Annotated in this window: 15 protein-coding genes; 10 read left to right on the top strand and 5 right to left on the bottom strand. The window is 72.4% G+C overall.

The window, feature by feature from the left end:
• Positions 1-2 precede the first annotated feature (2 nt).
• From VH969_RS05325 to VH969_RS05295, 7 genes are all read left to right on the top strand, one after another.
• Entirely contained in the window at positions 3-1886 is a 1884-nt protein-coding gene (locus tag VH969_RS05325; protein WP_331971238.1) for an ABC transporter substrate-binding protein, read from the top strand.
• Positions 1887-2030: 144 nt separating this feature from the next.
• Entirely contained in the window at positions 2031-3056 is a 1026-nt protein-coding gene (locus VH969_RS05320; RefSeq protein ID WP_414638428.1) for an ABC transporter permease, read from the top strand.
• Between the two features lie 32 nt (positions 3057-3088).
• A complete protein-coding gene (locus VH969_RS05315) occupies positions 3089-3967 on the top strand; it encodes an ABC transporter permease (protein WP_331971296.1) in 879 nt (292 codons plus the stop codon).
• A 4-nt stretch (positions 3968-3971) separates the two neighbouring features.
• A complete protein-coding gene (locus tag VH969_RS05310) occupies positions 3972-5639 on the top strand; it encodes a dipeptide ABC transporter ATP-binding protein (RefSeq protein ID WP_331971235.1) in 1668 nt (555 codons plus the stop codon).
• Positions 5640-5784: 145 nt separating this feature from the next.
• Positions 5785-7293 carry a polyprenol phosphomannose-dependent alpha 1,6 mannosyltransferase MptB gene (gene mptB / locus VH969_RS05305; RefSeq protein ID WP_331971232.1) on the top strand — a complete coding sequence of 503 codons (1509 nt, stop codon included), beginning with the start codon at positions 5785-5787 and terminating at the stop codon, positions 7291-7293.
• The gene (gene mptB / locus VH969_RS05300; RefSeq protein WP_331971229.1) at positions 7290-8804 is read left to right on the top strand and encodes a polyprenol phosphomannose-dependent alpha 1,6 mannosyltransferase MptB; all 1515 of its coding nucleotides are present in this window, start codon (positions 7290-7292) and stop codon (positions 8802-8804) included. The genes mptB (VH969_RS05305) and mptB (VH969_RS05300) overlap by 4 nt, the downstream gene beginning before the upstream one ends.
• 11 nt (positions 8805-8815) lie before the next feature.
• The gene (locus VH969_RS05295; RefSeq protein WP_331971226.1) at positions 8816-9349 is read left to right on the top strand and encodes a GNAT family N-acetyltransferase; all 534 of its coding nucleotides are present in this window, start codon (positions 8816-8818) and stop codon (positions 9347-9349) included.
• Here VH969_RS05295 and VH969_RS05290 read toward each other — a convergent pair.
• A complete protein-coding gene (locus VH969_RS05290; RefSeq protein WP_331971223.1) occupies positions 9330-9758 on the bottom strand; it encodes a HEAT repeat domain-containing protein in 429 nt (142 codons plus the stop codon). The genes VH969_RS05295 and VH969_RS05290 overlap by 20 nt on opposite strands.
• Positions 9755-10714 (bottom strand): helix-turn-helix transcriptional regulator, encoded by a 960-nt coding sequence (locus VH969_RS05285; RefSeq protein WP_331971220.1) that lies wholly within the window; start codon positions 10712-10714, stop codon positions 9755-9757. Before VH969_RS05285 ends, VH969_RS05290 begins: the two co-directional genes overlap by 4 nt.
• A gap of 62 nt (positions 10715-10776) precedes the next feature.
• Between VH969_RS05285 and VH969_RS05280 the strand changes: the two genes are divergently transcribed.
• Both VH969_RS05280 and VH969_RS05275 read left to right on the top strand, forming a co-directional pair.
• The gene (locus tag VH969_RS05280) at positions 10777-11913 is read left to right on the top strand and encodes an epoxide hydrolase family protein (protein WP_331971218.1); all 1137 of its coding nucleotides are present in this window, start codon (positions 10777-10779) and stop codon (positions 11911-11913) included.
• A complete protein-coding gene (locus VH969_RS05275; RefSeq protein WP_331971215.1) occupies positions 11900-12967 on the top strand; it encodes a winged helix DNA-binding domain-containing protein in 1068 nt (355 codons plus the stop codon). The genes VH969_RS05280 and VH969_RS05275 overlap by 14 nt, the downstream gene beginning before the upstream one ends.
• Positions 12968-13040: 73 nt before the next feature.
• Here the strand turns inward: VH969_RS05275 and VH969_RS05270 are convergent, their stop codons facing one another.
• Entirely contained in the window at positions 13041-14300 is a 1260-nt protein-coding gene (locus VH969_RS05270) for an aminotransferase class V-fold PLP-dependent enzyme (RefSeq protein WP_331971213.1), read from the bottom strand.
• Positions 14301-14368: 68 nt separating this feature from the next.
• Here VH969_RS05270 and VH969_RS05265 point away from each other — a divergent pair, with 68 nt between their 5' ends.
• On the top strand, positions 14369-15085 hold the full coding sequence (locus VH969_RS05265) for an MBL fold metallo-hydrolase (protein ID WP_331971211.1): 717 nt from the start codon (positions 14369-14371) through the stop codon (positions 15083-15085).
• On the opposite strand, the gene VH969_RS05260 is transcribed toward VH969_RS05265, so the two are convergent.
• On the bottom strand, positions 15082-15993 hold the full coding sequence (locus VH969_RS05260) for a S66 peptidase family protein (RefSeq protein WP_331971209.1): 912 nt from the start codon (positions 15991-15993) through the stop codon (positions 15082-15084). The genes VH969_RS05265 and VH969_RS05260 overlap by 4 nt on opposite strands.
• Complete coding sequence (locus VH969_RS05255; RefSeq protein WP_331971207.1) at positions 15990-17915, bottom strand: dipeptidyl-peptidase 5; 1926 nt, start codon at positions 17913-17915, stop codon at positions 15990-15992. Before VH969_RS05255 ends, VH969_RS05260 begins: the two co-directional genes overlap by 4 nt.
• Between the last annotated feature and the right edge of the window lie 4 nt (positions 17916-17919).

The raw sequence follows: 17919 nt of genomic DNA, 5'->3' as shown, positions 1-17919 counted from the left end.
TCGTGAGATCGAGGCGTGCCGCGCTCGGTATCACACTTCTCGTGTCCGCACTGGTCACGCTGCCTCTGGCGGCTCCGGCCGGCGCGTCGACCGCACCCGCCCCGCACGCGGCGAGCGTACAGCAGCACAAGATCCTCAAGATCGGCGTGACGCAGGAGATCGACTCGCTCAACCCGTTCATCAGCATCACCCGGACGGGGACCGACATCCTGCGCACGGCGTTCGACTACCTCACGGTCTACAGCCAGAAGGACCAGACGCCGACGAAGAGCCTGGCGGAGTCGTGGGAGACGTCCGACGACAAGCTCACCTGGACGTTCCACATGCGCAAGGGCGTGAAGTGGTCCGACGGCGAGCCGGTGACCGCGAAGGATCCCGCGTTCACCTTCAACAAGATGCTCACCGACGAGACCGCGGCGACGGCCAACGGCAGCTACACCAAGCAGTGGGAGTCGGTCGAGGCGACCGACGACAACACCCTGGTGATCAAGACCAAGGTGCCGCAGGCGACGATGCTCGCGCTGGACATCCCGATCGTGCCGGAGCACATCTGGTCGAAGATGTCCGACATCGGCGCCGAGCCGCAGTTCCCGATGGTCGGCAGCGGGCCGTACACCGTCACGGAGTTCAAAGAGGCCCAGTTCGTCAAGATGAAGGCCAACAAGAACTACTGGCGGGGCGCGCCGAAGGTCGACGAGGTGCACTTCATCTACTACCGCAACGCCGACGCGGCCGTCACGGCGCTGCAGAGCGGCCAGGTCGACCTGATCAACCGCCTCACCCCGACCCAGTTCGACGCGCTCAAGGGCAACCCGGACATCGTCACGAACAACGCGCAGAACCGCCGGTTCAACGAGATCGTGATCAACCCGGGGGCGGCGACCAGCGACGGCAAGGCGATCGGCAACGGCAACCCGGCGCTCAAGGACGTCAAGCTGCGCCAGGCCATCGCCACCGCGATCGACTCCAAGACGCTGGTCGACAAGGTGTGGGGTGGCTACGGCGAGGAGGGACAGGGCTACATCCCGCCGGTGTTCGCCGACTACGCCTGGAAGCCCTCCGGCGACGAGAAACGGTCGTTCGACATCGACAAGGCCAACCAGATGCTCGACGACGCCGGCTACAAGAAGGGCGCCGACGGCATCCGGCTCGACAAGACCGGCAAGCCGCTGAACCTGCGGCTGCTCGCACACGCCGAGGCCAACCTCGACGAGACCGGCGGCCCGTTCATCAAGGGCTGGCTGAAGGACATCGGCATCAACGTCGCCCTGCAGCCACGCTCGGACGACCAGGTCAACGAGGACACCACCCGCGGCGACTTCGACATCGCGTTCTCCGGCTGGAACGCCAACCCGGACCCGGACTACGTGCTGTCGCTGCAGACCTGCGGCAACCGCCCGAACGCCCAGGGCCAGGGCGCCACGCCGGACTCCTTCCTGTGCGACAAGGAGTACGACGACCTCTACGCCGATCAGCTGCAGGAGTTCGACCCGGCCAAGCGGGCCGACATCGTCAAGAAGATGCAGGCACGGCTCTACGACCAGGCCACTCTGGTCATCCTGGGCTACGACAACGCGCTCGAGGCCTACCGCAAGGACGCGTTCGAGGGCTTCCCGAAGCAGCCCGCGGACAACGGCGTGATCATGAACCAGCAGGGCTACTGGGGCTATCTCGGCGCCACGCCCAAGGGTGCGGGTCCGGTCCCGACGTTCGACGAGAACGGGATGATGACCACCTCCGACGCGGACACCACCGAAGCCGCGGCCGACTCCGGTGGCAACACCGGGCTCATCCTCGGCATCGTCGGCGGCGTCGTCGTGATCCTGCTCGTCGGCGGTCTGCTGTTCGCCCGCGGCAGGCGCAAGACCGCCGAAGACCGCGAGTAAGGCCGCCTCGTGGATCATCGTGTGACGTTCCGCGCCGGCCAACGCGATCTCCGGGGATCGTGACGGTACTCAGCCACGATCACCGGACATCCGCACCGTTCGCTGGCACGTGACCAACACCGTGAATTCCGGAGAGGCGGCTCTGTGTCGGACATCCTCATCCCGACCGAGGAAGCACTCGCGGAGGCTCCGCCACCCACCCGTGGTGGCGGAGCCCTCCGCTATGTGCTGACCAAGATCGGCGGCGGCCTGATCAGCCTGGCACTGGTGATCGTGCTCGGGTTCCTGCTGTTCCGGGTGCTGCCCGGAGACGTCATCCAGACCATGTTCCGCGGCCGGCCCGCCGCCCCGGAGCAGATGGCGGCGCTGCGGCGTCAGCTCGGCCTCGACGACCCGCTGTACCAGCAGTTCTTCGACTACGTCGGGCGGCTGCTGCACGGCGACCTCGGCGAGTCCTACGTCTACCGGGTGCCGGTGCTGCAGAAGATCGGCGAGCGGCTGGGACCGACCCTGCTGCTCGTCGGGGTGTCCACGCTCATCGCGGTGGCGCTGGGCCTGTGGCTCGGTACGCGGTCGGCGTGGCGGCGGGGCAACCGGTTCGACCGGGTCGCCACGGGGGTGGCACTGACCCTGTGGTCCACGCCGACCTTCTGGCTGGGCATGCTGCTACTCGCCGCGTCGAGCGGGCTGTTCCCGACCGCCGGGCTGGTCGACTCCGACACGCCGCCGGACTTCCTGTCGCAGGCGGTCGACATCGCCCACCACATGGTGCTGCCGACGATCACGCTCGTCGCGGTGATCTACGCGCAGTACCAGCTCGTCATGCGGTCGTCGCTCATCGAGGAGATGGACGCTGACTACCTCACCACCGCGCGGGCGAAGGGCCTGCGCGACGACCTCGTCCGCCGCCGGCACGCGGTGCCCAACGCGCTGCTGCCGACGGTGACCCTGGTGTTCCTGCACCTCGGGTTCGTGATCGCCGGCGCGGTCACCGTGGAGACGGTGTTCTCCTGGCCGGGCCTGGGGTTGCTCACCTACGACGCGCTGAGCAACCGCGACCTGCCGCTGCTGCAGGGCACCTTCATCGTGCTGGCCGCCGCGGTGATCGCCATGAACGTGATCGCGGACGTGCTCTACCGCGTCCTCGACCCGAGGGTGCGTGCCGCGTGAGCGCCCCCAGGACCCGCACGAGCGCCCGCGCCATGGTGTGGCGGCGCCGCGGCGCCGCGTTCGCCGCCGGCTGGCGGGAGTTCGCCAAGCAGCGCACCGGCCTGGCCGGGCTCGGCCTGCTCGTGGTGATCGTGCTGCTGGCGGTGCTCGCGCCGGTGATCACCGACCAGGAGGGCCTGGACGTCACGAAGGCGACCGGCGGCACGATGGAGCCGCCGAGCGCGGAGTTCCCGCTCGGCACCGACCGGTCCGGCCGGTCGGTCCTGCTGCTCACGCTGTGGGGCTCGCGGATGTCGCTGACCGTCGGGCTCGTGGCCACGCTGTTGTCGATCGCGATCGGCACGGTCATCGGGATCCTGGCCGCGCACTACGGCCGGTGGGTGTCGGCCACGCTCATGCGGATCACCGACTTCTTCCTCGTGCTGCCGTCCCTGGTGCTGGCGATCGCGCTGTCGACCGTCCTGCAGCAGGGCATCGGCACGATCATCCTCGCGATCGGGCTCACGTCGTGGGCGTCGGGCGCGCGGCTGGTCCGGGCGCAGACGCTGACGATCGAGGCGCGGCCGTACATCGAGCGGTCCAAGGCGCTCGGCGGCGGGCACGCGCACGTGATCACCAAGCACGTGCTGCCCGCGGTGCTGCCGCTGGTGTTCGTGAACACCACGCTCGCGGTCGGCAGCGCGATCGTGGCGGAGTCGACGCTGTCGTTCCTCGGCCTCGGCGACCCGGACCCGATGCGGCCGTCGTGGGGCACCATGCTGCGCTCGGCGTGGCTGGACAGCGCGGTCATCGCCGGCGCCTGGTGGTACCTGCTGCCGCCGGGCATCGCGATCGGCATCGTGGTGCTGGCGTTCACGATGTGCGGGCGGGCGCTCGAGAGCGTCCTGAACCCACGGCTGCGGGAGGGCTGAGCGGGTGGGCGAGAAGACGGCGCTGCTGGAGCTGAGGGACCTGAGCGTCCGCTACCGCAGCGGCACGCGGGAGGTAGAGGCCGTGCGCGGCGTCGACCTGACGCTCGACGCGGGCGAGACGCTGGGCCTCGCGGGGGAGTCGGGCTGCGGCAAGTCGACGCTCGCGATGTCGGTGCTGCGGCTGCTGCCCACGTCGGCGGAGATCGGCGGCGAGATCCTGCTCGACGGCGAGGACGTCCGGCGGATGAAGTGGGGCCGGCTGCGCGCGGTCCGCTGGACGAGCGCGGCGATCGTGTTCCAGGGCGCGATGCACGCGCTGAACCCCGTGCGGCGGGTACGCGACCAGATCGCCGAGCCGATCGTGCTGCACAGCAAGACCCAGCCGCCCGCGGGCGAGCTGCGCAAGCGGGTCACCGAGCTGCTCGCGCAGGTCGAGCTGCCCGCGGCGAAGGGCGACGCCTACCCGCACGAGCTCTCCGGCGGCCAGAAGCAGCGCGTGATGATCGCGATGGCCCTTGCCTGCGAGCCGCGGCTGATCATCGCGGACGAGCCGACCACCGCGCTCGACGTGATCGTGCAGGCCCAGGTGCTCGACCTGATGACGAACCTGGTGGCACAGCGCGACATCGGGCTCGTCATGATCTCCCACGACCTGGCCGTGCTCGCGTCGACCTGCCAGCGGCTCGCGGTGATGTACGAGGGCCGGGTCGTGGAGGAGGGCGCGGCCGCGTCGATCATCGCCGAGCCCACGCACCCGCACACGAAGGCGCTCGCCGCCGCGTTCCCGACGGTCGGCGACCCGGAGTACCGGTACGCGCCCGCGACGAACAGCCCGCTGGGCCTGCCCGACCCGCCCGCGGCCGAGCCGGCGGCGACGGACGGCGAGCCGCTGCTGCGCACCGAAGACCTGCGGGTGACGTTCACCGGCCGCGGCCGGGTGGTCACCCACGCCGTCGCGGGCGTCGACCTCGAAGTGCGCCGCGGCGAGATCGTCGCGCTGGTGGGGCAGTCTGGGTCGGGCAAGACCACGCTGGCGCGCGCGATCCTGGGCCTGCAGCCGCCGACGAGCGGCCGGGTCGTCTACGACGGCGTGCCGGTGCCGGCGACCAGCCGCGCGCTGCGGGCATACCGCCGGCAGGTCCAGCTCGTGCTGCAGGATCCGACGAGCGCGCTGAACCCGCGGCACTCGGTGTACGAGTCGGTCGCCGAGGGCCTGCGCATCCACGGGCTGGCCGGCGGTGAGAACGGCACCGAGCGGGAGCGCGTCGCCGCCGCCCTGGAGGCCGCCGAGCTGCGCCCGTCCGAGGAGTTCATGCCGCTGCTGCCGCACCAGCTCTCCGGTGGCCAGCGGCAGCGCGTGGTGATCGCGGGGGCGCTCGCGCTGGAGCCGAACCTCCTGGTCGCCGACGAGCCCGTGGCGTCGCTGGACGCGTCGGTGCGCGGCGAGATCCTGGCGCTGCTGCTGCGGTTGCGCGCCAAGCTGGACCTGGCCGCGCTGGTGATCACGCACGACCTCGGCCTGGCCTGGAACATCGCCGACCGGGTGGCCGTGATGTACCGCGGCGAGCTGGTCGAGGTGGGCCCGGTGGACGAGGTGTTGCGCGAGCCGAAGCACGACTACACCCGCTCGCTGCTCGCCGCGCTGCCCACCACGCAGCCGACCCAGGCCTGAGGGCTAGGCTCTTCCCCGGGATGATCATTACCCGGGGTGTCGCGGCCGGCACGCCGGGTGCGCCCAAATGGGCCGTTGCGGCAAACAGACCAGCGCCCCTGTGTAATCTCAGACCGCCATGTTCACCACCACCAAGGCGCCTCCTGTGACCACCGTTGACGCGACCGACGCGCACCCCACCGTGCGCACGCACCCAATGCCGGTGCGCACGATCGCACTCGGGACGGCCGGCAGCGTCCTGATCCTGGTCAGCGCGCTCGGCGCGGGCGCGATCCTGGCGTCGGACCCGCTACTCGGCCGCAGCGCGGTGTCGTGGATCCGGTACGGCCACGGGCGGATGGCCGCCACGCTTGTCCTGTACACCGGGTTCCTGCTGGTGGTGTGGGCGTGGGTGCGGCTCGGCCGGCACGTGCTGGCCGGTCGCGTCGGGTCCCGGCCGGTGCTCGTCGCGGCGGCGTGCTGGATCGTGCCGATGCTGTTCTCGCCGCCGGTGTTCAGCCGCGACGCGTACCTCTACATCGCCTACGGAACCCTGCCGCTGCACGGGTTCGACCCGTTCACGGTCGGCCCCGGCAACCTCGACGTCGACCCGGTGGTGGACAACGTCGACTCGTTCTGGCAGAGCACCCCGGCGCCGTACGGGCCGCTCTTCATCCTGCTCGCCAAGGGCGTCATCTCGATCACCGGCACGAACATGATCGCCGGCGTGCTGCTGATGCGGCTCGGCCTGGTGACCGGCGTGGGCCTGCTGCTGTGGGCCATGCCGCGGCTGGTGCGCCACCTGGGCGGGCGCCTGCCGGTGGCGCTGTGGCTCGCGATCGCCGGGCCGATGACGGTCGTGCACCTGATCGGCGGGCCGCACAACGACCTGCTGATGGTCGGTTTCCTCGCGGCGGGGACCGCGCTGATGCTGGACCGGCGGCACGTCCTGGGCATGGTGCTGCTGACGCTCGCCGTCGCGGTGAAGGCGACCGCCGCGATCGCCCTGCCCTTCCTCGTGTGGGTGTGGGCCGGGCACCTCTCGTCGACCCGCTGGCGCAACTTCGCGCGCGCGTGCGCCTGCTCCATCGGGATCTTCGTCGTCACGTTCGCCGCGGCGACCTTCGTGTCCGGAGTGGACCTCGGCTGGATCGCCGCGCTCGATGCGCCGACCGCGATCGTGAACTGGCTGTCGCTGCCCACCGGGATCGGCGAGTTCATCCACCGCATCGTCGGCCTGGTGATCGACCTGCCGAAGGTCTACTTCGTCAACGGACTCCGCGTCATCGGCGGCATCCTGCTGGCGGTTATCCTGTTCAAACAGTGGTGGCGCGCCCGCGACGGCGGCCCGGACGCGGTCAAGCGGGCCGCGATCGCGCTGCTGGCCGTGGCGATCCTGTCGCCGGCCACCTTGCCCTGGTACCTGACTTGGGGGTTCATGCTCGCCGCCGCGCTGCCCTGGAAGCGCCGTCAGCTCGCCGTGCAGGTGACGCTGGCGGTGTTCCTCGTGCTGACCTACACGCCGGCGGGCGACGACCTCCTCTACAACTGGCTGTTCATCGCACTCGCCGCGGGCGTGTCGGTGCTCGCCGGGGTGTCCCTGCTCCGGCCGGACCCCCTGAACCTGTTCGGGCCGGACGACGAACCACTCACGCCGGTAGGGATGACGCGTTGAGCGCTGACACCGAGACCGCTCCCGGGGGAGCCGAGACCGTGCCCGCTACCGAGGCGCCCGCGACGGTCGAGACCATCGTTCCGAGACGCACGATCGTCCTCGGGACGATCGGCTCGCTGCTGATGCTGATCGGCGGCCTGGGCGCCGCCGCGGGCGTCGTGAACGACCCGATCATGTCCGACGGCGTGTTCTCGTGGATGCGCTACGGGCACGGCAAGATGCTCTGCACGATCGTCGTCTACGCGGGCTACGTGCTGCTGATCTGGGCGTGGATCCGGCTGGGCCGCCAGGTGCTCGCCGGCCGGGTCGGCACCCGCCCGGTGCTGATCGCGGCCGCGTGCTGGATCGCCCCGATGCTGCTCGCGCCCGCGATGTTCACCAGCGACGTGTACTCCTACCTGGCGCAGGGCGCGGTGGCGCTGGCGGGCATCGACCCGTTCTCCGCCGGACCGGGCATCCTGACCTCGCCGGAGCTCCTGGAGAACGTGCACCCGTTCTGGCTCGACCAGCCGTCGCCGTACGGGCCGGTGTTCATCCTGCTCGCCAAGTTCGCCGTGTGGCTGACCGGGACGAACATCCTGGTCGGCTCGCTGCTGATGCGTGTGCTGCTGCTGCCGGGCCTCGCCCTGCTGCTGTGGGCGCTGCCGGGGCTGGTGCGCCACCTGGGCGGGCGGCTGCCGGTGGCGGCGTGGGCGCTGTTCGCCGGGCCGCTGATGGTGGTGCACCTGGTGGGCGGGCCGCACAACGACCTGCTGATGGTCGGGTTCCTGGCGGCCGGCACGCTGCTGTTGCTCGACCGCAAGCACGTGGCCGGGTTCGCGCTGGTGACGCTGGCGGTCGCGACCAAGGCGAGCGCGCTCGTGGCCGTGCCGTTCCTCGTGTGGGTGTGGGCCGGGCACCTGTCGTCGACGCGCTGGCGCAACTTCGCCCGGGCGTGCGCGTGCGCCGTGGTGGTGTTCGCTGTGGTGCTCGCGGCCGTGTCGCTGGCCGCCGGCGTCAACGTGGGCTGGATCCACCACATCGACGCGTCCTCGAAGCTGGTGAACTGGCTGGGCGCGCCGACCGCGGCGGGCGAGCTGGTCCACGCGATCATCGGCATCGCCGTGCAGGTGCCGGAGACCGTGGTCATCACGGTCACCAGGCTCGTCGGCCAGGCCATCCTGGTGCTCGTCCTCGTCCGGCTGTGGTGGCGCTCCCGCGCCGCCGAGGGCCCGGACGTGGTGCGGAAGGCGGCGTACGCGCTGTTCGCGGTGGCGCTGCTGTCGCCGACGCTGCTGCCGTGGTACCTGATGTGGGGCCTGGTGCTCGCGGTCGGGCTGCCGTGGAAGCCGCGCCAGCTGGCCGTGTTCGTCGGGGTGTCGGTGTTCATGGTGGCGCCGTACTCCGCCGACGGTCAGCAGATGATGTACAACTGGGCCTGGATCGCGCTCGCGGTCGCCGCGTCGGTGCTGGCCGCGGTGTCGCTGGTCCGCCCGGATCCGTTGCACTGGTCGGCTCGCCCGGTCGCCTGAACGGCCGTCCGATGCCGCTGTCGCGCGGGCACGTCACGTTGCGTCCGTGGGACTCCGGCGAGGTCGACGTGCTGCACCGGCTGGTGGCGGAGGCGCAGGAGTCGCTGCGCCCGTGGATGTCGTGGGCGGACGACGAGTACACCCGCGAGGACGCGGCCGCCTTCATCGTCCGGAGCGCGGAGAACCGCGCCGCCGGCGAGGTCTACTCGTACGGGATCTTCGTGGCCGGCGCGCCGGTCGGCACCGCCGGGATGGAACGCAACGAGGTGCCGGACGCGCTGGAGATCGGCTACTGGCTGCACCCCGCGCACACCGGCCACGGCTACGCGACGACGGCGGCCGGCCTGCTCGTCGAGGAGGCGTTCGCGCTGCCCTGGGTCGCCCGCGTGCAGATCTGGCACGACGCGGCGAACGCGGCGAGCGCCGGCGTGCCGCGGCGGCTGGGGTTCACGGAGATCGCCCGGCGCACGCCGCCGCGGGAGCCCGCGTTCGGCGGCGAGGTCGGCATCGACGTGATCTGGGAGCTCACGCGCCCTTCGCGGTGAGGGTGGCCACCGCGCGGCCGGCGGCGACGCGCACCCGGCGGACGGGGTCCTCGCGCAGGGACGCCACGTCGTCGAGGGCGTCACCCACCAGGTTGCGGGCGACGACCTTCGCGGCCATCTCGCGGACCCGCCACGCCGGATCGCGCAGCGCGCCGCGCAACGCCGGCAGCGCGCTGTCCTCCCACGCCCACAACAGCCCTCGCGCGCCCCACACCCGCGGCCAGTACCGCAGCTCCTCGTCCTCGCGGTTCGCGAACCACCACGGCGCGGTCCGGCCGGCGAGCACGCGGATGAACGCGTCGTCGGCGTCGCCGCCCGACAGCAGGCGCACGCAGCCGGCGACCACCGCGGGCCGGCCCTGCCGGGCGCACTCGGCGAGGATCCGCGTGCGCGGGCTCGGTTCGGTCATGACCCGATTCTCGCCGCCCGGGCGTACCGCCCGGCAAGGATCCCGAACTGCTCGAGGAGCTCCGGTGGCCCGGTCACCTCGAAGTCGGCGTCCAGGAGTCCGATGTAGACGGCCAGCATCTGCGGCGTGTCCGAGCCGACCGCGACCACGCACGACGAGGCGGCCGTCTCGAGCAGCTCGATGCCCGGCGGCAGCCGCTTCGCGAGCTCGTCGGGTGGGGCGAACACGCGGACGGTGGCCCGGAACCGCCACATCGCGGTGCCGAGCTTCGCCGCCACGTACGCGGCGAGGTCGCCTCCGGGCGGCTCGCGCGGCGCGAACCGCGGGCCCGTCGGGACCTTCGGGCGCAGCCGGTCGACGCGGAAGGTGCGCCAGTCGGCCCGGTCGACGTCGTAGGCGACGAGGTACCAGCGGCCGCGTGCGTGCGCGAGCCGGTGCGGCTCCACGTGCCGCACGATCTCGTGGCCGTCGTGGGTGGTGTAGTCGAAGCGCAGCCGCTCGTGGTCGCGGCACACGGCGGCGAGCGTGGTCAGCACCTCGGCGGCGACGGTCGGTCCACCGCCGGGCACCGGGACCGTCGCGGTGTGCAGGGCGTTGACCCGGTGCCGCAGCCGCGCGGGCAGGACCTGCTCGAGCTTGGTGAGCGCGCGAACCGAGGTCTCCTCGATGCCGGTGACCGTGCCGCCGGCAGCGGTGCGCAGCCCGACCGCGACGGCGACGGCCTCCTCGTCGTCGAGCAGCAGCGGCGGCAGCTGCGCGCCGGCGCCGAGCCGGTACCCGCCGGCCACGCCCGGGGTGGCGTGCACGGGGTAGCCGAGGTTGCGCAGCCGCTCGACGTCGTTGCGCACGGTCCGGGTGGAGACGCTGAGCCGCTCTGCCAGCGCCGGGCCGGTCCAGTCGCGCCGCGCCTGCAGCAGCGAGAGCAGGCGCAGAAGCCGCGCCGAGGTGTCCAACATGGGTGACATTCTGCCACCAATCGCGGAACGAACCCTTCCGCGATAGCTCCTAACCTCGGCACATGGACATCGAGAACTTCCGCATCGACATCCCGCAGGCCGACCTCGACGACCTCGACGCCCGCCTCGCCGCCACCCGGTGGCCGACCGACATGTCCGGCGTCGGCTGGGAACGCGGCGTGCCGGTCGGCTACCTCCGCGACCTCGCCGGCTACTGGCGCACCGGCCACGACTGGCGCTCCCAGGAGGCCTGGCTCAACACGTTCCCGCAGTACACGACTACAGTGGACGGTCAGCGCCTGCACTTCGTGCACGTGCGCTCGGCGAACCCGGACGCGCTGCCGCTGCTCGTCACCCACGGCTGGCCGAGCTCGTTCGTCGAGCTGCTCGACCTCGTGCCGCTGCTGACCGACGAGTTCCACCTCGTGTTCCCGTCGCTGCCCGGGTTCGGCTTCTCCACACCGATGCGCGAGCCGGGCTGGGGCAACCTGTTCCGTGTCGCGAGCGCGTTCGCCGCGGTGATGGGCGAGCTCGGGTACGAGCGGTTCGGGGCGCACGGCGGTGACATCGGAGCCGGCGTGACCGGCATGCTGCCGATGGTCGCGCCGGGCCGGGTCGTGGCTGCGCACATCACCGGGCCCGGGCCGGTCCCGTTCGGTCCGCCGCTGCCGACCGGCGGCCTGTCCGATGTGGACAAGGCGCGGGCGGAGCGGTTCAACACGTTCCAGGAGGAGGGGCTCGGCTACCTGCACCTGCAGGCGACCCGGCCGTCCACGCTGGCGTTCGCGCTCAACGACTCGCCGGCCGGGCAGCTGGCGTGGATCGCGGAGAAGTTCGCGGCGTGGACGGACCCGGCCAAACCGCTGCCACAGGACGCGGTGGACGTCGACCGGCTGCTGACCAACGTCAGCGTGTACTGGTTCACCGGCTCGGGCGCGTCGTCGGCGCAGTTCGGCTACGAGGGCATGCAGGCGTTCAAGGCGTTCGTCGGCGAGACCGGGGCCGCGCCGTTGAACGCGGGCGGCGTGCCGCTCGGCGTGTCCGTGTTCGCCGCCGACCACTCGGTCCGCTCGATGCTCGACCCGGACGGCGCGGTCACGAGCTGGACCGAGCACGATCGGGGCGGGCACTTCCCGGCCATGGAGGCGCCGGACCTGCTCGCCGGAGACCTGCGAGGCTTCTTCCGTGCGCACCGCTGAGCTTCGCCGCCTCAACCGGACGACGCTGGACCGGCAGCTGCTGCTCCGCCGGTCCGGCGTGTCCACCCTGGACGCCTTCGGGCGGCTGGTGGCCGTGCAGGCGCAGGAGTCCAACGCGCCCTACCTCGGCCTGTGGTCGCGGCTCGACGGGTTCGCGCTCGGCGACCTGACGGGGCTGCTGGAGGACCGGTCGGTCGTGCGGTCGTCGACGCTGCGCGGGACCCAGCACCTGCTGGCGGCCGCTGACTACCTGTGGCTGCGCCCGCTCGTGGCGGCGACGCTCGCGCGGGGGCGGCAGGCCGCGTTCGGGCGGGTGACCGAGGGCGTGGACCTGGCCGAGCTGGCGGCCGCGGGGGAGGCGCTGCTGGCCGGCCGGACGCTGACCCGCCCGCAGCTGCGCGACCTGCTGGCGCCGCGCTGGCCGGGCGTACCGCCGGACGCGCTCGCGTGGTCGGTGCAGTGTCTCGTCCCGGTGGTGCACCCGCCGCCGAACGGGACGTGGCGCCGGGGTGGGGCGACGCCGTTCGCCCTGGCGGCCGAGTGGCTGGGCCGGCCGCTCGCCGCGCCGGACCCGACGCAGCTGGTGCGCCGGTACCTGGCGGGGTTCGGCCCGGCGACGGTGCGGGACGTGCAGGCGTGGTCGGGCGTGCCGGGGCTCGGCGAGGTGGTGGCGGAACTGCCGGACCTGGTGCGGCTCGACGGCGACCTGCTGGACCTGCCCGACATGACGTATCCCGACCCGGACACGCCAGCGCCGGTCCGGTTCCTGCCGGAGTTCGACAACCTGATCCTCGCCTACGTCGACCGCACCCGGGTGCTGCCGGACGAGTACCGCAAGCGGATCTGCGAGGGCTCGGCGACCTGGCCGACGGTCCTGGTCGACGGCACCGTGCGCGGCGCGTGGCGGCTGCGGTGGGCGCGCACGCGGCTGACGATCTCGGTGGAGCTGTTCGAGCGCCTGCCGGCCGCCGACCGGGACGACGTCGAGGCGGAGGCGTTGCGGCTGCTGGAGTTCGCGGCGCCGGACCTCGAGCGGGAGCTGCTGTGGCCGTGAGCCACCCGCTGCTCGCCCGGGTCGTGGCCCGATCGGCGTCGCCGTGGTTTACCGGGCAGCGAGGTGCGGCGCGCTAGACGATCGCCGCGACCGCTTTGATCGTCCTGCCGATCTGTTCCGGGGTGGTCACGATGCTCGGGCCGAAGCGCAGGTACCGCTGGGCGTAGGGCGTCACGCTCGCGGAGATCTTGTGCTCGCCGCGCAACCGCACGGTCGCCGCGACGGCATCCATAGTGGACAGTTCACAACAGACGATGCCCGCGGACAGGTCGGGGGAGACCGGCGTGATCAGCCGGACACCGTCGATCTTCGCGAGGCCCTCCTTGAGCTGGGTGGCCTGCTCGGTGATGCGGGCGGCGATCCGGTCGCGGCCGATCCGCTCGTGGAACTCGAACGCCTCGCGCACGGCCCAGCGGTGCTCGAAGGAGTGGTAGCCGCCGGGGGTGAACGCCGACCCCGGGTCGTCTGCGCCGGAGAACGTCGGGATCAGCGCGGCGAGCGCGGCCCAGTCGCGGCCCCAGAGCAGCCCGGTGCCGCGCGGGCCGAACAGCCACTTGTGCGTGCCGCTGGCGAGGAAGTCGCAGCGCAGGTCGCCGATGTCGGTGTCCACCGCGCCGAAGCCGTGCACCCCGTCCACGCACAGCAGCGCGCGGTCGGCGGCCGCGCGCCCCGCGTTGGCCTCGGCGACCACCTCGCCGATCGCCGGGATCGGCAGCCGTACGCCCGTGCCCGAGTGCACCCACGTGACCGCCACGACCCTGGTCCGCGGCCGGATGGCGGCGCGGATGCGATCGACGATCTCTGCCTCGCCGGCGGCGGACGGCTCGTCGTAGAGCGCGATGCGGCGCACGGTGGCCCCGGATCGCTCGGCGGCCAGGCGCACCGCCTCGGTGGTGGCGTAGAAGTCGTGCTCGGTCGTCAGGATCTCCTGGCCACGGCGGAGCTTCAGCCCCGAGTAGAGGATCCCGAGTCCCATCGTGGTGCTGTCGGTGAGCGCGATGCTGCCCGGGTCGGTGTCGAGGTAGTGGGCAGCCGCCTTGCGGACCAGGTCCTCGCCGTCGCCGTGCTGCTGGACGTAGTGCTCGGTGTCGCGGTCGAGCCCGGCGCGGTGCCGGTCGATCGCGTCGCGGACGGGCTTGGGGTGCGCGGCGAGCACGAATGCGGCGAGGTGGACCAAGGCCGGGTCGAGCGGGAACTGGGCACGCACGGAGTCCCAGTCGGCCGGGTCGAGTGGGGCAGCGGTGCGAACGGGCTCGGCGGCGGTGCAGCCGGCCAGCGCGGCGCCGGTGACGAGTCCGGCGGTGAGCAGGCTGCGGCGGCGCATCACGTCCATCCCGAGATCGTATGCGCCCACAGCGAAAAAGCGGGCCGGCCCGTGCGGGCGTGCCTAGCGTGGGGCGCATGGAGATCATCGAGCTGCGGCCGTCGCTGTACCTGGTGCGCGTGGAGTTCGGCCAGCTGTACCTGTGGCGGGACGGTGACGAGCTGACGTTGGTCGACACCGGCGTCGCGGGCTCCGGCCCGGAGATCGCCGAGGCGGTCGCGAGCCTGGGGCTCGGGACGTCGGCCATCCGCCGGATCGTGATCACGCACGGGCACGAGGACCATGCCGGCTCGGCGGCCGAGGTGCGCGACTGGCACCGCGCGCCGGTCCACGTGCACGAGGCCGACGCCGCGTTCGTCCGCGGCACCGCGGTGCGGCCGGATCCGGTGCTCACCGAGTTCGACGCGCACCTCTGGGAGACGATCAGCGCGCTGGGCCTGCCGCCGACGCCGCCGTGTCCGGTGGACATCGAGCTCCACGACGGTGACGAGCTGGACTTCGGCGGCGGCGCGCGGATCCTCGGAATCCCGGGCCACACGCCGGGCAGCGTGGCGGTGTACCTGCCCGCGCACCGGGTGCTGTTCACCGGCGACACGATCGGCACGACGCCCGCGGGGGAGGTCATGCTGGGCGTGTTCAACCAGGACGAGGACCAGCAGCTCGCGAGCTTCCGGCGGCTCGCCGAGCTGGCCGTGGAGATCGCGTGCTTCGGTCACGGCGAACCGGTCGTCGCGGGTGCCGGCGACGCGATGCGAGCCGCGGTGGCGGCCCATCGCCCGCGCGCGCTCGTCTAACGCAGCGCCGGCTCGGCGAGGGTCAGCGTGCCGGCGTCCGCGTCGAGCGTTGCCTCGACGCCGAGCGGGATCGTGAGCTGTGCGGGGACGTGACCGAACCCGAGCTCCCACACCATCGGGATGCCCAGCCCGCCCAGGAGATCCGCCATCACGGCGTACACATCGGACGGTTCGCCGCACCCGGACCACGAGCCGAGCGCGATGCCGGCGACGCCGGTGAACCAGCCGGCGCGCAGCAACTGGGTGAGCATCCGGTCGAGCTGGTAGGGCTCCTCGTTGACGTCCTCGAGCAGCACGATCGAGCCGTCCGGCGCGGGCCCGGCCGCGCCGACGCACGAGGAGAGCAGGCTGAGGTTGCCGCCGACGAGCAGGCCGGTCGCCGAGCCGTGGTTCATCGTGGCGACGGCCGGGCCGGTGAGCTCGAGCATCGACTCCGGCTCGAAGAGCGTTGCGCGCAGGTACTTCTGGGCGGTCTGGTCGAACGACGGGCCGGCGGTGATGGCGGAGAACACCGTGACGACGTCGAGCCGCTCGCCGATCGCGGCGTGCAGCGCGGTGATGTCGCTGGAGCCGGTGAACACCTTCGGGCCCGCCTGCGCCATCGCGTCCCAGTCGAGCAGGTCGGCCATGCGCATGGCGCCGTACCCGCCGCGCGCGCTGATCACCGCTGCGATGTCCGGGTCGCACCACGCGTCCTGCAGGTCCGCGGCGCGGTGCGCGTCCTGGCCGGCGAGGTAGGGCAGGTCGGGGTGGCGGTCGAGGACGTGCTTGCCGACCCGCACCCGCAGCCCCCAGTCCTGCAGCACGGCGACGCTGGAGTCGACGAGCTCGGGCGGGGGCGGGCCGGATGGCGCGACGATCGCGACCATGTCACCCGGCTCGAGCCGCCGGGGGCGGGTACGGGTCATGTACGCAGCTCCAGCTTCGGCACGCCCGGGGTGTCGAAGCCGAACACCTGGCCGTAGAAGGACAGCTCGCCGCGCAGCGCGGCGACCATGGTCTCCGCGCGGCGGAACCCGTGCTGCTCGCCCTCGAAGGTCAGGTACGCGTGCGGCAGGCCGCTGCCGTCCAACGCCGCGACGAACCGGTCGGCCTGCGCGGGCAGGCACACCGGGTCGTCGAGGCCCTGCAGCAGCAGCACCGGGCCGGCGAGGGAGTCCATGTGGTTGATCGGCGAGCGGTCGAAGTAGCGGTCGCGGTGTTCGGGCAGCGTGCCGACGAGCGTGTCGAGGTAGCGGGACTCGAAGTCGTGCGTCTCGCCGACGAACGCGAGCATGTCCAGGATCGGGTACATGATGGTGGCGCACCGGTAGGTGTCCACTGTGGTCATCGACACGGCGGAGGTCCAGCCGCCGGCGCTGCCGCCGCGGATGGCGAGCCGCTCGGGGTCGGCGGAGCCCTCGGCGGCCAGGGCGGCGGCGACGGTGGCGCAGTCGTCGACGTCGACCACGCCCCACTGGCCGTTGAGCGACTCGCGGAACGGGCGGCCGTAGCCGGACGAGCCGCCGTAGTTCACCGAGACGTAGGCGAAGCCGCGGCTGGTGAAGAAGGCGGCGTCGAGGTCGAGGCTGGAGCGGACCTTGCCCGTCGGGCCACCGTGGGCGTGGACGAGCAGCGGCGGCGCGGCGCCGTCCGGCCCGGCGAAGTCCGGGTTGCGCGGCGGGTAGACGATCGCGGGGATCGTGCGCCCGTCCGGGCTGGTGAACCGGCGCTCCTGCGGTTCGGGCAGGTACGCGGTGTCGACCGGCGGGGGCGCCGCGGCCGCCACCGACGTCGCCGCACCGGTGGCGAGGTCGACGGAGACGACGGCGAGCGCGGCGTGCGGCCCGCCGGCCGCGGTGACCACCTTGCCCTCGTGCACCTTCACGTCGGCCGTCCATGACGTGAAGCCGGCGTCCACATCGGTCAGGTCGCCGGTGTGCTCGTCGAGGACGGCGAGGTGCGCGGAGGAACGCAGGACCGCGTGCCGGCCACCGCCGAGCGTGGCGAACCAGCGCATCCCGGGTGTCCACAATGCCCCGCCGAGTTCCTCCGCGCACGGCAGGAGGTTGCGGCTGGTGCCGTCGAGCCCGATGCGGTGCAGGTTCCACCAGCCGTCGGGGTCGGTGAGCGCGAGCAGCGTGTCGGGCGACTCCCACTCGACCTGGCAGACGCTCTCCCGCTCGCCGCCGGCGAGCACGCGGTGGCCGGGCTCGCCGAGCGTGGCGACGCACAGTTCGGCGCCGTCCCACGGCATTCGGGGGTGGTCCCAGCCGATCCAGGCGATCTTGGTGCCGTCGGGGCTGCACCGCGGCCCGGACATGAAGTGGTGGCTCGCGCCGAGCACGCGGACCTCGCCGCCGCCGACCGGGACCTGGACCAGGTCGTGCTCGATGTCGGTGGGCCCGTCGCCGGTGACCCGCTCGCGGACGCACAGCACGGATGCGCCGTCGGGACCGGGGGAGAGGTCGGCGTAGCGCAGGCCGTGGTGGCGCTCCGGTTCCGGCGTGATCGGCCGCGGCTCGCCGTCGCCGTTGCTGTCGAGGACGTAGAGGCGCTGGTCGGACCACTCGGTGAACACGAGCAGTCGCCCGTCGAGCACGGTCCATGGGCGGCCGCCGTACTCGTGCACGCGGTTGCGGACATTCCACGGCGCGGGCAGGACCTCGACGGGTGCACCGCCGTCACCCTCGCGCAGCAGCGCGACGCGCCCGCCCTCGGTCGGCCTCGTCTCGGCCCACCAGACGCGTCCGTCGTGCAGGTCAACCCACTTGGGCTGGGCGTCGGAGGCGGCCACGAGATCGGCCGTGAGCGGGGACTCCCAGGCACCGTACTGTGCGATCTTCACCACGCGC

Source organism: Actinophytocola sp., assembly GCF_036555685.1.
GTDB lineage: Bacteria > Actinomycetota > Actinomycetes > Mycobacteriales > Pseudonocardiaceae > Actinophytocola.
The sequence above is the reverse complement of the archived record's forward strand: the minus strand, read 5'-3'. Positions and strand labels throughout refer to the sequence as shown.